At 41.6% G+C, this 14,080-nt stretch carries 20 protein-coding genes; all 20 read right to left on the reverse strand.

All coding sequences use genetic code 11. The features are described 5' to 3' along the window. Position 1 precedes the first annotated feature (1 nt). Complete coding sequence (gene rplE, locus IC612_RS03115; protein WP_194738720.1) at positions 2–553, reverse strand: 50S ribosomal protein L5; 552 nt, start codon at positions 551–553, stop codon at positions 2–4. Between the two features lie 10 nt (positions 554–563). Next, a complete protein-coding gene (gene rplX, locus IC612_RS03120) occupies positions 564–884 on the reverse strand; it encodes a 50S ribosomal protein L24 (protein WP_194738721.1) in 321 nt (106 codons plus the stop codon). A gap of 19 nt (positions 885–903) precedes the next feature. Further along, entirely contained in the window at positions 904–1,272 is a 369-nt protein-coding gene (gene rplN / locus IC612_RS03125) for a 50S ribosomal protein L14 (RefSeq protein WP_194738722.1), read from the reverse strand. Further along, positions 1,272–1,526: a 30S ribosomal protein S17 gene (gene rpsQ / locus IC612_RS03130; protein WP_194738723.1), complete on the reverse strand. Its 255-nt coding sequence runs from the start codon at positions 1,524–1,526 to the stop codon at positions 1,272–1,274. Before rpsQ ends, rplN begins: the two co-directional genes overlap by 1 nt. A 12-nt stretch (positions 1,527–1,538) precedes the next feature. Beyond that, positions 1,539–1,724 carry a 50S ribosomal protein L29 gene (gene rpmC, locus IC612_RS03135; RefSeq protein ID WP_194738724.1) on the reverse strand — a complete coding sequence of 62 codons (186 nt, stop codon included), beginning with the start codon at positions 1,722–1,724 and terminating at the stop codon, positions 1,539–1,541. Between the two features lie 10 nt (positions 1,725–1,734). After that, positions 1,735–2,160 (reverse strand): 50S ribosomal protein L16, encoded by a 426-nt coding sequence (rplP, locus tag IC612_RS03140; RefSeq protein ID WP_194738725.1) that lies wholly within the window; start codon positions 2,158–2,160, stop codon positions 1,735–1,737. A 96-nt stretch (positions 2,161–2,256) separates the two neighbouring features. Continuing rightward, positions 2,257–2,997 carry a 30S ribosomal protein S3 gene (gene rpsC / locus IC612_RS03145; RefSeq protein WP_194738726.1) on the reverse strand — a complete coding sequence of 247 codons (741 nt, stop codon included), beginning with the start codon at positions 2,995–2,997 and terminating at the stop codon, positions 2,257–2,259. A gap of 8 nt (positions 2,998–3,005) precedes the next feature. Beyond that, positions 3,006–3,404: a 50S ribosomal protein L22 gene (rplV, locus tag IC612_RS03150; RefSeq protein ID WP_194738727.1), complete on the reverse strand. Its 399-nt coding sequence runs from the start codon at positions 3,402–3,404 to the stop codon at positions 3,006–3,008. 5 nt (positions 3,405–3,409) lie between these two features. Next, positions 3,410–3,688, reverse strand: coding sequence for a 30S ribosomal protein S19 (gene rpsS, locus IC612_RS03155; RefSeq protein WP_055861765.1), 279 nt, complete (start codon positions 3,686–3,688; stop codon positions 3,410–3,412). Positions 3,689–3,690: 2 nt separating this feature from the next. Next, positions 3,691–4,512, reverse strand: coding sequence for a 50S ribosomal protein L2 (rplB, locus tag IC612_RS03160; RefSeq protein WP_194738728.1), 822 nt, complete (start codon positions 4,510–4,512; stop codon positions 3,691–3,693). Positions 4,513–4,543: 31 nt separating this feature from the next. After that, positions 4,544–4,831 carry a 50S ribosomal protein L23 gene (rplW, locus tag IC612_RS03165; protein ID WP_194738729.1) on the reverse strand — a complete coding sequence of 96 codons (288 nt, stop codon included), beginning with the start codon at positions 4,829–4,831 and terminating at the stop codon, positions 4,544–4,546. A 3-nt stretch (positions 4,832–4,834) separates the two neighbouring features. After that, positions 4,835–5,464 carry a 50S ribosomal protein L4 gene (gene rplD, locus IC612_RS03170; RefSeq protein WP_194738730.1) on the reverse strand — a complete coding sequence of 210 codons (630 nt, stop codon included), beginning with the start codon at positions 5,462–5,464 and terminating at the stop codon, positions 4,835–4,837. Beyond that, positions 5,455–6,078, reverse strand: a complete 624-nt coding sequence (gene rplC / locus IC612_RS03175) for a 50S ribosomal protein L3 (RefSeq protein ID WP_194738731.1) — start codon at positions 6,076–6,078, stop codon at positions 5,455–5,457. Before rplC ends, rplD begins: the two co-directional genes overlap by 10 nt. 241 nt (positions 6,079–6,319) lie before the next feature. Further along, entirely contained in the window at positions 6,320–7,507 is a 1,188-nt protein-coding gene (locus tag IC612_RS03180; RefSeq protein ID WP_194738732.1) for a PepSY-associated TM helix domain-containing protein, read from the reverse strand. Positions 7,508–7,559: 52 nt separating this feature from the next. Beyond that, complete coding sequence (locus IC612_RS03185; RefSeq protein ID WP_194738733.1) at positions 7,560–8,177, reverse strand: hypothetical protein; 618 nt, start codon at positions 8,175–8,177, stop codon at positions 7,560–7,562. Between the two features lie 30 nt (positions 8,178–8,207). Beyond that, entirely contained in the window at positions 8,208–10,379 is a 2,172-nt protein-coding gene (locus IC612_RS03190) for a TonB-dependent siderophore receptor (protein WP_194738734.1), read from the reverse strand. A 145-nt stretch (positions 10,380–10,524) separates the two neighbouring features. Beyond that, entirely contained in the window at positions 10,525–10,830 is a 306-nt protein-coding gene (gene rpsJ / locus IC612_RS03195) for a 30S ribosomal protein S10 (protein WP_002661363.1), read from the reverse strand. A 19-nt stretch (positions 10,831–10,849) separates the two neighbouring features. Continuing rightward, complete coding sequence (fusA, locus tag IC612_RS03200; protein WP_194738735.1) at positions 10,850–12,967, reverse strand: elongation factor G; 2,118 nt, start codon at positions 12,965–12,967, stop codon at positions 10,850–10,852. 6 nt (positions 12,968–12,973) lie between these two features. Then, positions 12,974–13,450, reverse strand: a complete 477-nt coding sequence (gene rpsG, locus IC612_RS03205; RefSeq protein WP_194738736.1) for a 30S ribosomal protein S7 — start codon at positions 13,448–13,450, stop codon at positions 12,974–12,976. A gap of 25 nt (positions 13,451–13,475) precedes the next feature. After that, a complete protein-coding gene (gene rpsL, locus IC612_RS03210; RefSeq protein ID WP_095072689.1) occupies positions 13,476–13,880 on the reverse strand; it encodes a 30S ribosomal protein S12 in 405 nt (134 codons plus the stop codon). Between the last annotated feature and the right edge of the window lie 200 nt (positions 13,881–14,080).

Genomic DNA, 14,080 nt, shown 5'->3' on the forward strand with positions numbered 1-14,080 from the left:
CTTAGTTCTTTTTGAAAGGTAAACCGAAGTGAGTTAGTAGTGCTTTTGCTTCCTTGTCTGTTTTCGCAGTAGTAACAAAAGTAATGTCCATACCTTGGATTTTCTTCACTTTGTCAATTACGATTTCAGGGAAGATAATCTGTTCGGTAATACCTAAGTTATAGTTTCCTCTACCATCAAAACCGTCTGCTTTGATTCCAGAGAAATCTCTGATTCGTGGCAATGCAGAAGAAGTAAGTCTGTCTAGGAACTCGTACATCTTTTCTGCTCTAAGAGTAACACGTGCACCTACTGGCATACCCTTTCTAAGTTTGAATGCAGCTTCGTCTTTCTTTGACAAAGTTCCAACTGCTTTCTGCCCGGTGATCATAGTTAACTCCTCTACGGCGTAGTCCACAATTTTCTTGTCTGCAGTAGCAGCTCCCAAACCTTGTGATACAACGATTTTTTCCAATTTAGGCACTTCCATAACGGACTTGTACCCAAATTCTTCCATCATTGCAGGAATGATCTTTTCTTTATATATTTTCTTTGGTCTTGCTATAAATTCCATCTGTCTCGATTTATAAAGTTTCACCGGTTGACTTAGCAACTCTTACTTTTTTATCTCCTTCCACTTTTGTTCCCACTTTAGTAGCCTTACCGTCTTTGTCCATAAGGGCTACATTGGAAATGTGTATTGAAGCTTCTTTCTCAACGATACCACCTTGTGGGCTCGATGCAGAAGGCTTAACGTGCTTCTTAACCACGTTCACACCCGCAACAATCACACGAGGATCTTTACCTTCTTTCTTAATCACTTCAAGAACTTCACCTTTACTGCCTTTATTCTTACCGGTAGTAACGATTACGTTGTCTCCTCTTTTTATTTTAACTTTTGTCATTGTCTTAAAATTTTAAAAATTAAAGTACTTCAGGAGCTAATGAAATGACTTTCATATATTCTTTATCTCTGAGCTCACGGGCAACAGGACCGAATACACGGGTACCTCTCATTTCTCCCGCAGCATTTAAAAGAACGCATGCGTTATCGTCAAATTTAATGTAAGATCCATCCTTTCTTCTCACGGCTTTCTTTGTACGTACAACAACCGCTTTAGAAACTTGACCTTTCTTAGCATTACCTTGTGGTGTAGAATCCTTGATAGTCACTACGATCTTATCACCAACTGAAGCATATCTTCTTCTGGTACCACCCAGAACTCTGATCACCAATACTTCTTTTGCACCGGTATTATCAGCTACTTTTAATCTTGATTCTGTTTGTAACATTACTTAGCTTTTTCAATGATTCGTACTAATCTCCATCTCTTGCTCTTGCTTAGAGGTCTTGTTTCAGTAATTAATACTGTATCTCCCTCATTGCACTCGTTATTCTCATCGTGTGCGGTGTATTTTTTCGTCTTTAATACGAACTTACCGTACATTGGATGTTTCATTCTCAGGGTCTCACTAACAACAATAGTTTTTTCCATTTTGTTGCTGGAAACAACGCCGATTCGTTCTTTTCTTAAATTTCTTTCCATTTCTAAATGAAATTATTGTTTGTTAGTTAACTCAGTATGTACTCTAGCGATCGTCTTTCTCAAATCTCTGATCTGAATAGGGTTCTCTACAGGGCTGATTTTGTGAGCTAATTTTAATTTTGTGTATTCAGCTTTCAATTCAGCAAGTTTGATTTGTAGGTCACCTGCGCTTAAATTTTTGATGTCAGCTTTTTTCATTTTCAAAGATTTATTGAGGTTTAACGAAATCGTTTGCAACTACAAATTTGGTCACTACCGGTAATTTTTGTGCTGCAAGTCTAAGTGCTTCCTTAGCTACTTCGTAAGGAACACCACCAACTTCGAACATAATTTTACCTGGCTTTACTACAGCTACCCAATACTCCACGGCACCTTTACCCTTACCCATACGAACCTCTGCAGGTTTTTTAGTAATTGGCTTGTCCGGGAAGATTTTGATCCATAGCTGACCTTCTCTTTTCATATATCTCGTTGCCGCAATACGTGCAGCCTCGATTTGTCTTGCAGTGATCCAAGCGCCGTCTATTGCCTTGATTCCGAAAGTTCCATACGCAAGCTGTGAGCCTCTCTGCGCATTTCCTTTCATCTTCATCTTATGAACACGACGGAATTTGGTTCTTCTTGGTTGTAACATAATTTCTAAATTTTAGATTTTAGATTTTAGATTTTAGATTTTTATATTTTAAAAGAGTAACGGTAATTTAAAATGCAAAACTTCTAATCTAAAATTTTAATTATTATTGTTTCTTCTTGGTCTTCTGTCACGATCGCCTCCTCTGTCGTTTCTGTCTCCTCTTGGAGCAGATTTCTTCTGTTGTTGGCCTACAAGTGGAGTAAGATCTCTCTTACCGTACACCTCTCCTTTCATGATCCACACTTTCACACCAAGTCTTCCGTACGTAGTATGTGCTTCTGACCAGTGGTAGTCAATATCAGCACGGAACGTAGATAATGGAATTCTTCCGTCTTTGAAAGACTCACTTCTCGCCATTTCCGCACCGTTAAGACGTCCAGAGATCATAACTTTGATTCCTTCTGCACCCATTCTCATGGAGCTTGCAATTGCCATCTTTACAGCTCTTCTGTACGAAATTCTGTTTTCGATTTGCTTTGCAATGCTGTCTGCAACAAGTACTGCATCCAGTTCAGGTCTTTTAATTTCAAAGATATTAATCTGAACTTCTTTACCAGTAAGCTTCTTAAGCTCTTCTTTTAGCTTATCTACTTCCTGTCCGCCTTTACCGATGATTAGACCTGGTCTGGCAGTTGTAATAGTTACAGTTACTAGCTTAAGTGTTCTGTCGATGTATATTCTAGATACACCACCTTTAGATAATCTTGCTTCAAGGTATCTTCTGATTTTGTGGTCCTCAGCGATTCTATCACCGTAGTTTTTACCACCAAACCAGTTAGAATCCCATCCTCTGATGATACCTAATCTGTTACCAATTGGATTTGTCTTCTGTCCCATACCTTGAATTAATTTTCTTTATTGCCTAAGATTAAAGTAACGTGGTTCGATCTTTTTCTGATTCTGTACCCTCTACCTTGTGGTGCTGGTCTTAGTCTCTTAAGTTGTCTTGCACTGTCTACAAAGATTTCCTTTACGATAAGGTTTGCCTCTTCTATATCAGCTCCTTCGTTTTTAGTCTGCCAGTTAGCAATTGCAGAAAGAAGTAATTTCTCCAATTTATTTGAAGCCTCCTTTTTGGAGTATTTCAAAATGTACAATGCTTTATCTACTTTTTCTCCGCGGATGATATCAGCAACTAATCTCATTTTTCTAGGAGAAGAAGGGCAGTCATTAAGACGGGCTTTAATCACGTCTTTGTTCGCTTCTTTTCTAGCGATTGCGCTATCTTGTTTTCTTGATCCCATAATGATTATCTGCTTCCTTTATTTTTATTACCACCGTGACCTCTAAAAGATCTAGTCGGAGAAAATTCGCCTAACTTGTGACCCACCATGTTTTCAGTTACATATACAGGAATAAAAGATTTTCCGTTATGTACTGCAATAGTTTGTCCTACAAAGTCCGGAGAGATCATAGATGCTCTGGACCAAGTTTTAATAACAGTCTTTTTACCAGACTCTACATTTGCCTGAACCTTCTTATCTAAAGTATGATGAATGAATGGTCCTTTTTTAAGTGATCTTGCCATAATTATTTTCTTTTAGATACGATGTAACGGTTAGACCCTTTGTTTTTCTTTCTGGTTTTGTATCCTTTAGCAGGCATACCGTTTCTTGATCTTGGATGACCTCCTGATGAACGACCTTCACCACCACCCATTGGGTGATCAACTGGGTTCATCACTACCGGTCTAGTTCTAGGTCTTCTACCTAACCATCTGCTACGACCCGCTTTTCCGGATACTGTTAGCTGGTGGTCAGAATTGGAAACCGAACCAATCATAGCGATACACTCAGTTAGAATCATTCTGGATTCCCCTGAAGGCAGCTTAACAATTGCGTATTTTCCGTCTCTGGAAGTAAGCTGGGCAGAAGATCCAGCAGATCTTGCCAAAATTGCGCCTTGTCCAGGTCTCATTTCGATACATGAAATCACAGTTCCCAAAGGAATGTTTTTCAGTTTCATCGCGTTACCTACTTCTGGTTCTGCAGAATCAGCAGAAATCACTTTTTGATCTACTTTAATGCCGTTTGGAGCAATGATGTATCTTTTCTCACCATCTGCATATTCCAAAAGTGCGATAAAAGCAGTTCTGTTTGGATCATACTCTACAGTCTTCACCGTAGCTTCAACATCAAACTTGTTTCTCTTGAAGTCGATAATTCTGTATTTCTTTTTGTGTCCACCTCCGGTGTAACGCATGGTCATTTTACCAGTCTGGTTACGTCCACCTGACTTTTTAATACCAACTGTAAGGGATTTCTCCGGCTTGTTGGTAGTAATTTCCTCAAAGTTGTTCACAACTCTGAATCTCTGTCCCGGGGTGATAGGTTTTAATTTTCTAACAGACATTACTATTATTTATAATTATTTAAAAATATTCTTACACTGAGAAAATGTCGATAACCTCGCCATCAGCAAGAGTAACAACTGCTTTCTTTAGTTTGTTGGTTTTTCCAACTTGAAGTCCTTTTTTAGTGTATTTAGCAGAAACTTTAGGAGCATAAATCATGGTTCTAACGTCCGCTACTTTCACACCATACGCTGCCTCTACCGCATTTTTGATCTGAATCTTATTCGCTTTTGGATCTACCAAGAAAGAATAAGCACCTCTAAGATCTGTAAGATAGTTGGCTTTCTCTGAAATGACCGGTTTTATAATAACTGACATGATTTATTTCTTTAAATTTTCCTGGAATTTTTCAACGGCACCTTCAAAGAAAATGATCTCACCTGCATTCACAAGATCGTATGAGCTGATCTCGTTGTACTTAAGAACTCTAGTCTTAGGTAAGTTTCTTGAAGATAAATACACATTTTTGTTAGCTTCCGGAAGGATGAACAACGCTTTTTTACCGTTTAGTTCCAATGCGTTTAATACGCTGATGAAATCTTTGGTCTTAGGAGCGTTTAGGCTCAAGTCTTCCAATACTTTAATACTGTTGTCTTTCAGCTTTTGAGAAAGTACGGATTTCTTAGCAAGTCTCTTAAGAGCTTTGTTAAGTTTGAATCGGTAGTCTCTTGGTTTTGGACCAAATACTCTACCCCCTCCTTTGAAAGTTGGAGACTTGATATCCCCGTAACGGGCAGATCCAGATCCTTTTTGCTTCTTAAGCTTTCTGGTTGAAGCAGTAATCTCGCTTCTCTCTTTAGCTTTATGCGTTCCCTGTCTTTGTGCAGCCAGGTACTGTTTTACTTCTAGGTAAACCGCATGCTGGTTAGGCTCAATTCCAAAAACGGAATCATCAAGCGTCACTTTTCTTCCGGTTTCCTTACCTGAATTATTTAATACTACTAGCTCCATCTTCTTACAATTACATATGAATTTTTAGCTCCCGGAACAGCACCTTTTACTACTAAAAGATTTTGCTCTTCATCTACTCGTAACACTTGAAGGTTTTGAACAGTCACCTGCTTACCTCCCATTCTTCCGGCCATTCTCATACCTTTGAATACTCTTGATGGATCAGAACCAGCACCAATGGAACCTGGAGCTCTTAAACGGTTATGCTGACCGTGGGTGGCCTGCATTACCCCACCAAAATTGTGTCTTTTCACAACACCCTGAAAACCTTTACCTTTAGAAGTACCGGTAACATCCACGTACTCACCCTCATTGAAAAGGTTCACTTTAACCTCATCACCAACCGAAAGGTTTTCAAATCCATGTTTGAATTCAACCAATTTCGCCTTTGGTGCAGAACCAGCCTTTTTAAAATGGCCAGCTAACGCTTTTCCAACGTTCTTCTCACTCTTGTCATCGAAACCTAGCTGCACGGCTACATAACCGTCAGCATCTTCAGTTCTGACCTGTAAAACCGGACATGGCCCCGCTAGTATAACGGTACATGGGATGTTTTTCCCATTCTCGTCAAATAGCGATGTCATTCCGATCTTTTTTCCAATAATACCTGACATTATTCTATTATATATCTATTGTTTACACTGTTTGCTCATCGGTTTCGAAGTGATTTCTATATTACAATTAGGCACACGTCTCCCCTAAAATGAGTGTGCAAATTTATGAAATAATTTGGAACTGACAAACAGAGAGTTAAAAAAACTTTCTGCACAGCAAGGAAAAAGAGCATGTAGTGCGGATGCTTCCTGAGATTGGATGTAATCGATTGGTTTAGAAGCTAAAGCCCCCGTAGTGCAGTTAGGATTTGGATAAGCGCCGGTACCAGATTAAAAAACCTGTTACAGGCAGCAAACAGCCACAAAGAGATGCTATAAAATACAGAATGATGCTCGGCAGCCCTAAGATCTCACCCGTGTGGAGTGGTTTGACTAGTGCCGTAAATTGCCGGTCCAACGAAAGCTCGGTAAAGCGCTGACTTTCTTTCAGGACGCCTTCCTTATCATACGATAGGGTGCTTGGAAGGAGTGCTCCTAAGTACTGTGAGCGCTCCAGCTTGGTGACATTATACCGCGGATCCTCAGCCGTAGGAAGCGTCAGAGTAAGGGCTCCACGGGAAGGAAACAGCTGATGTGTCTTTTGCGTTAGGCTGTCCAGATTAACTTCCTGCAGTGCCTTAGGAGTGGAAAGCTCCTTCTGCCTTGCCAGCATATCGTCCATGAGTGCATCAAAAGCATCACTGTTATCCGTAACTGCAATCTGGGAAAGCGGCGTGCCACCCAGCGATACAATTAGGGTGTTTTTTACCCAGGGATAGGTGACGTACAGACCGGTCACAGAAATAAAAAAAAGTAAAAGCATACTGTAAAATCCTACTACCTTATGCAGATCGTAATTTAGCCTGGCAAACTTGGCGTTCCATTTTACAGTAAGGCCTTGTTTTAAGTACTTTATTTTTTTTGGAACCCAAAGGACAAGCCCTGACAACATTAAAAACAGAAACATAAGTACGCCCACCCCGATAATGTGCTTCCCCACGTCACCCATTAGGAATGTCCGGTGAAAATCCAGCACCACATCAAAAAAACGGTTTAATGACACATCCGAACTGCCCAGTTCTGCTTTTAAATAAGGATTGAAATGCACCGACTCCACAGCACCCTGGGCATTCTCGTATCCGATCAGCCAGGAACGGGAGCTAGACTCAGGGATGTGCACCGACAGGAGTTTTTTGTCCTGCTGGGACAAATGAGCTTGTAGCTGGCTGAGCGAAAGGGGCGCCGCCGATTCATCTACAAAAACCTTTTCGTAATTGTAGAGTTCAATAATCTGGGTCTTAAACGCATAGACCGCTCCGGACAAACTGGTTAGAAATACCACTACTGAGCACAAAAGACCTACCCAGAGATGGAGCAGCCACAGTATATACCGCAATGGTGTCTCGCTTGAGCGCTTGACGCGGAACAAACTTTTTGTAAACTTTCTCATAGCAAAAAGAACAGAAATTGCTTTCTGTTCTCAAAAAGGGTGGGTTTTGTATCTACTTCTCGCTTCTGTTGGAAGGCTTAACGTCCTTCACCACTGTTAAAAATGCGGCATACTGCTCTGGTGTAAGCGCTTTTTCAATAGCTGCTTTACGCTGCGTATCATACTTAGTCCAGTACTCTGCAGCCAAGTCATTATTGCCATGGTAGACATCATGCGCTTCGTGGTACGCTTTTTCAAACGCATTATTGGCCGCGTTTACCACTTGCATCTGCGTCTGATCCAGACCTGCTTCGTTTTCTATACGGGCAAGAAGCGCGTCATTATACCGTGGACGCTTACGGGTATTTTTCTCTACAAAGCGCTCATAGACTTTCATTTGTTCTGCATTCAAAAGAGCGGCTATTTCCCCGTCCTGCTTTTTTTGAATTTCTTCCATCTTAGAGAATAGTACTACGCGATCCGGCTTTTCTCCCTGTGTTTCGCGAAAGGCCTTTCGTTCCTGATCGTACTTGGAAGTGATGGCATCATACTTTGTAGCCGTCTCACCTTGTAGATTAAGTTCCTTCTTTACGAGGGAATAGTCCGCAGTCTTTCTTTTTCCCCCTTTATCACTACAGGAAAAAAGAGTGAATAGAAGCGTAGCAGTAAGTAGAAATTTTAGTGTTTTCATGTGTCGTTAGGTATTAATTATGTGTTGTGTTTAGAATTTATAGCTGATCTGCGCAGAAAAATGACGCGGAAGAATTTGATCGATGTACCCTCCTCGGAAATAGGAGTTGTATCCAACCTCATCGAAGATATTGTTAAAGAAAACGCGCAGATCCAAGCTGCTGTTCCACTGGTATCCAACCTGAGCATCTACCGTTGTATAGGCCTTCATAAGAAATGGCTTAACACCAGGTTCCACGCCTAATACATGGCCGTTATAAAAAGTTTTCTGCGTAAAGTCATCCACGGGTCTTTCTCCTACATAATAGATTCCCGCGCCAATATCCATTCCCCGCAAAGCACCGGTAGAAAAACGGTAATTCAGCCACCCATTGGCCGTATGGTTGGGGGAATTCATCGGCGCAGATCCGTTTACATAGGCCGGGGAATCCTGGTATTTTGCGTCCAGGTACGCCCATCCGGTCATTACCTGCAACTCCGGGGAAATTCTTCCTATTACCTCAACCTCCAGTCCTTTACGGTTAAGAGACCCTGCCAAGTCGTAGTATCCGGTGGCATTTCCGTTCTGGTCCAGCACCGAGTAGGAGAGATTGGAGGTATTGATATCAAACAGGGTCAAGTTAACCCGGAGCTTCTCATCCAACCAGTCGGACTTAATACCTGTTTCCCACTGCCTGGTGGAAGAGGGACCCGTAGTTCCTCCGCCCTGCAATGGATTTGCAGCGCTTCTAAGTGAGGTAGTAGTGGTATAGGATCCAAATATATTTATATTCTCTTTTGGAAAGAACATCACTCCTAAAGCAGGATTCCATGCATCGCTATCTTCCTCCCCGGATCTGCCGTTAAGTTTACTGTAACGAAGACCTAGATGCATCTTGATGAATTTACCCATGGCCACAACATCCTGTACCATAAACCCTACCGTGGGCGCTAGGGCGCGCACCGGCGCGGAGGCCAGTTCAAAATTCGTATAGTCCACCCCTTCCGGCAACGTATTGGAAACGTCTTCCAGAACATTTATCTGGTCAATATTTTTCGGTTTGTAAGAGGTGGTTAGTACTTCCGACTGCTTCCAGTCCACGCCTAACTGAACAATGTGATTGGCAAATCCGGTCCGAATGCCTTGTCCGATAAGATCCACTTGAAGAACCTGATTTATATCTTCTCTATGGCTCTTTCCTAGGGTACGGTTGCGCAGTTCATCGGGCGCACTACGGTTCACTGGGCTAAGTGCGGCACCGGTATTCTCTAGCGTGTAACTGCTTCCCATATACGCCGTCCGTACCTTCCACTTATCAGAAAGCTGGCGGTTTGCGGTTATAGAGTAATTGAACGTTTCGGTATGCGCATCGTCCGTGCGGAATCCTAAAAACTTTCCTTTAGGCATCTCATAAAGCGCATTAACATCACCCCCAGCAAGATTCACCGTACCCCTGTCCGGAGTAGTGTGGTTATTCATATAGTCCATCTCTACTACAAGAGTGGTTTTCTCATCCGCACGCAGCGCAACGGAGGGGTTCACATAAATTCTGTTGGTTTGCACCCCTTTCCGGAATGAATTACTATCCTGAAAAGCCCCATTGAAGCGAACTGCAACTTTTCGGTCCTTATCGAGAACTCTTTGAAAGTCTACCGTAGGACGATAGAAATCCCAACTTCCATAACGCATTCCTACCTGGGTCTGGTTGATAAAACGTGGAGTCTTTGTAACCATATTTATAACGCCCCCTGCGGCGCCCAGACCGTCCCCTATTCCTTGCGTCACTGCGGCCGATCCTTTGATTACCTGTATGGATTCTATTCCCTGCATATCGGTAAGCATCGAACCAGTTCTAAAATCCGAATCCATAAGTACACCGTTCTTAAGTACCGGAACTCCCCGGTACCCTCTAACAGACATGGACTCTTTAACGCCTCCGTAACTACCAAATTGTATTACACCGGGAATGTTCTTCACTACGTCTGTGACCGTAAGACCACCAAGTTCCTCAATTACGCGGTGCGATATAACCGATATGCTTTGTATCTGATCCCGAGGTTTAAGTGGAAGCCGCGTGATTTCTTCCAGGCCCTCTGGCTGCTTGTTTTTCTCTCCAAACAGTTCGACTTTGTCAATGGTGTATACTTTGGATTCTTCCGTGGTCTCCTGCGCGTAGAGGGTACCTCCTAAAACGAGCAGCGCAATACTTATTTTATTTTTCACAAGTCATAATTTATTTCCAGTGCAAATATATTATTTTTAATTGTTCTAAATAAGAAAAAGTACTGACAAAAATCATATGCATAAAAAAACTGCACCTTTTCAGATGCAGTTTTACGTATTGTCCAGGACACCTAGGTCCTTAGTATCACACTTTAATTTCTACGTCAACTCCTGACGGAAGTTCTAGCTTCATTAGAGCATCCACCGTTTTAGAAGAAGAAGAGTAGATATCCATTAATCTCTTGTGTGCAGATAATTGGAATTGTTCCCTTGCTTTCTTGTTTACGTGCGGGGATCTTAGTACAGTAAAGATCCTTTTGTTGGTTGGCAATGGAATAGGTCCATTTACCACCGCTCCTGTAGCTTTTACAGTTTTTACGATTTTCTCTGCAGATTTATCTACTAAGTTGTAATCGTAAGACTTAAGTTTTATTCTGATTCTTTGTGACATTTTAAATCTAATTTTTAAATTAACCTCTAGCTTTTGCGATTACTTCCTCAGCGATATTCTGCGGAGCAGGTTCGTACTTTTCAAATTCCATTGAAGAGGTAGCTCTACCTGAAGAAAGCGTTCTTAGTGAAGTTACATAGCCAAACATCTCAGAAAGCGGAACGAATGCTTTGATGATTTTTGCATTGTTACGATCGTCCATACCGTTCACTGTTCCTCTTCTTCTGTTAAGGTCACCCACAATGTCCCCCATATATTCTTCCGGTGTCACCACCTCAAGCTTCATAATAGGTTCCATAATAACTGCTTTAGCAGCTCTACCGGCTTCCTTGAATCCCATCTTAGCGGCAAGTTCGAAGGATAGCTGGTCGGAGTCCACTGCGTGGAACGATCCGTCTTTTAGAACAATCTTCATGGCCTCAACTTCAAATCCAGCAAGTGGACCGTTTTTCATTGATTCCTTGAATCCTTTTTCTACAGAAGGAATGAATTCCTTAGGAATGTTACCTCCCTTGATTTCGTTCACAAACTCAAGACCAGTTTTCCCTTCGTCCGCTGGACCAATTTGGAAAACGATATCTGCAAACTTACCTCTACCACCAGACTGCTTCTTGTAAACCTCTCTGTGGTTTGCAGTAGCTGTAAGAGCTTCTTTGTATTCTACCTGCGGCTGTCCTTGGTTTACTTCAACCTTGAACTCTCTACGCATTCTGTCAACAATAATATCCAAGTGCAACTCACCCATACCAGAAATAATGGTCTGACCAGATGCCTCATCGGTTTTAACCTGGAACGTTGGATCTTCCTCTGCAAGTTTCGCAAGAGCATTACCCATCTTATCCTGGTCTGCTTTAGTTTTAGGTTCTACAGCAATACCAATTACTGGATCTGGGAAAATCATAGATTCAAGAACAATTGGGTTCTTCTCATCAGATAGTGTATCCCCAGTCTTAATATCTTTAAATCCAACTGCAGCACCAATATCTCCAGCTTCGATAAATTCTACTGGATTTTGCTTGTTAGCGTGCATCTGATAGATTCTAGAGATTCTCTCTTTGTTACCAGATCTGGTATTAAGTACATACGATCCTGCATCTAGTCTACCAGAGTATGCTCTGAAGAATGCTAGACGTCCAACGAATGGGTCGGTCGCAATCTTAAATGCAAGTGCAGCAAACGGTTCCTTTACATCCGGCTTTCTCGTAATAGGAAGATCGGTCTTAGGATCTGTTCCGTCAATAGCTTCCTTATCCATTGGAGATGGAAGATATTTACAAACTGCATCTAACATGAATTGTACTCCCTTATTTTTGAAGGAAGAACCACAAGTCATTGGTATAATAGAAAGATCGATAGTTGCTTTTCTTAAGGCTTCGTTGATTTCCTCCTCAGTAATGGAATCCGGATCTTCGAAGAACTTCTCCATTAATGTATCGTCGTAATCAGCTACAGCTTCAACTAATTTTTCTCTGTACTCAAGAACTTCCGCTTTCATATCTTCTGGAATTGGCACCACGTCAAAGGTTGCCCCTTGCGTATTCTCATGCCATATGATTGCACGGTTCTTGATCAAGTCTACCACACCTTTAAAATCTTCCTCAGCACCAATTGGAAGTACAATTGGAACAGCATTAGACCCTAGCATTTCTTTCACCTGCTTACACACGTTTAAGAAATCAGCACCTTGTCTGTCCATCTTGTTAACGAATCCCATACGTGCAACTTTATAGTTGTCAGCAAGTCTCCAGTTAGTTTCCGATTGCGGCTCCACACCATCTACAGCTGAGAAAAGGAAAACAAGACCATCAAGAACTCTTAAAGATCTGTTTACCTCCACTGTAAAATCTACGTGCCCTGGGGTATCGATAATATTGAAATGGTATGCCTTAGTTTCAGAAGTAGGCTCTCCTTGTTCGGTTGGAAAGTTCCAAGAACATGTAGTAGCTGCAGAAGTAATGGTAATACCTCTTTCCGCTTCCTGCTCCATCCAGTCCATTGTGGAAGCACCTTCGTGCACTTCTCCAAGTTTGTGGGTCTTTCCGGTGTAGAATAAAATCCTTTCTGTCGTGGTGGTCTTACCTGCATCAATGTGCGCAGCAATACCAATGTTTCTTGTAAGTTTAAGATCTCTTGCCATTTCAGATTAGAATTTAAAGTGAGAGAATGCTTTGTTAGCTTCTGCCATCTTGTGAGTATCGGATTTCTTCTTATATGCCGCACCTTCTTCTCTGGAAGCAGCGATGATCTCCGCAGCAAGTTTTAATGCCATGGATTTATCGTTTCTGGCTTTAGCGTACTTGATAAGCCACTTCATTGCCATGGAGATTTTTCTGTCTGCTCTAATAGGCATCGGAATCTGAAAGTTCGCACCCCCTACCCTTCTTGAACGTACCTCCACGTGTGGCATAACGTTAGTAAGAGCATCTTTCCAGATTTCAAGGGAAGACTTTTCATTATCTCCTTTCTTTGACTCCACTACTTCTAGGGCGTCATAAAATATTTTGAATGCGATGGATTTTTTTCCATCAAGCATTAAGTTATTCACGAATCTAGTTACCAATTGATCATTAAATTTTGGATCCGGTAACAACGGTCTTTTTTTCGCTTTTGTCTTTCTCATTGTTTCGTTTCTAAAAATTTAATGTTTACTTCTTCTTACCAGTAGGCGCAGCCTGACCTGGCTTAGGTCTCTTAGCTCCGTACTTGGATCTTCTTTGGGTTCTACCATTAACACCAGCGGTGTCAAGTGCTCCTCTAACAATGTGATAACGTACTCCCGGTAGGTCTTTCACCCTTCCGCCACGCACCAATACTATCGAGTGCTCTTGAAGATTATGTCCTTCGCCCGGGATATAAGCGTTGACTTCCTTACCATTGGAAAGTCTAACCCTTGCAACTTTTCTTAGTGCAGAGTTAGGTTTCTTAGGCGTGGTGGTATATACTCTCGTACATACGCCTCGTCTTTGTGGACATGATTCAAGGGCAGCCGATTTGCTCTTCTTGGCAAGTGTGGCTCTTCCTTTTCTAACTAATTGTTGAATAGTAGGCATTTAATTGCTTTTTATTTTAGGGTGCAAAAGTAGTGAAATATTTTTTATCCACAAATGGGTGTAATGAAATTTGTAAGTAAAATAAACTATCGATCAAATAGTTACCACCCAAAAAATATAATGCGCGATAACCCATCGAAACACCTAATATGTAAATTGATAAGTTCTATAGCAAAGAAATGGGCATCCAAAGGGCATTT

Origin of the sequence: Planobacterium oryzisoli (assembly GCF_015354315.1) — a bacterium.
GTDB lineage: Bacteria > Bacteroidota > Bacteroidia > Flavobacteriales > Weeksellaceae > Planobacterium_A > Planobacterium_A oryzisoli.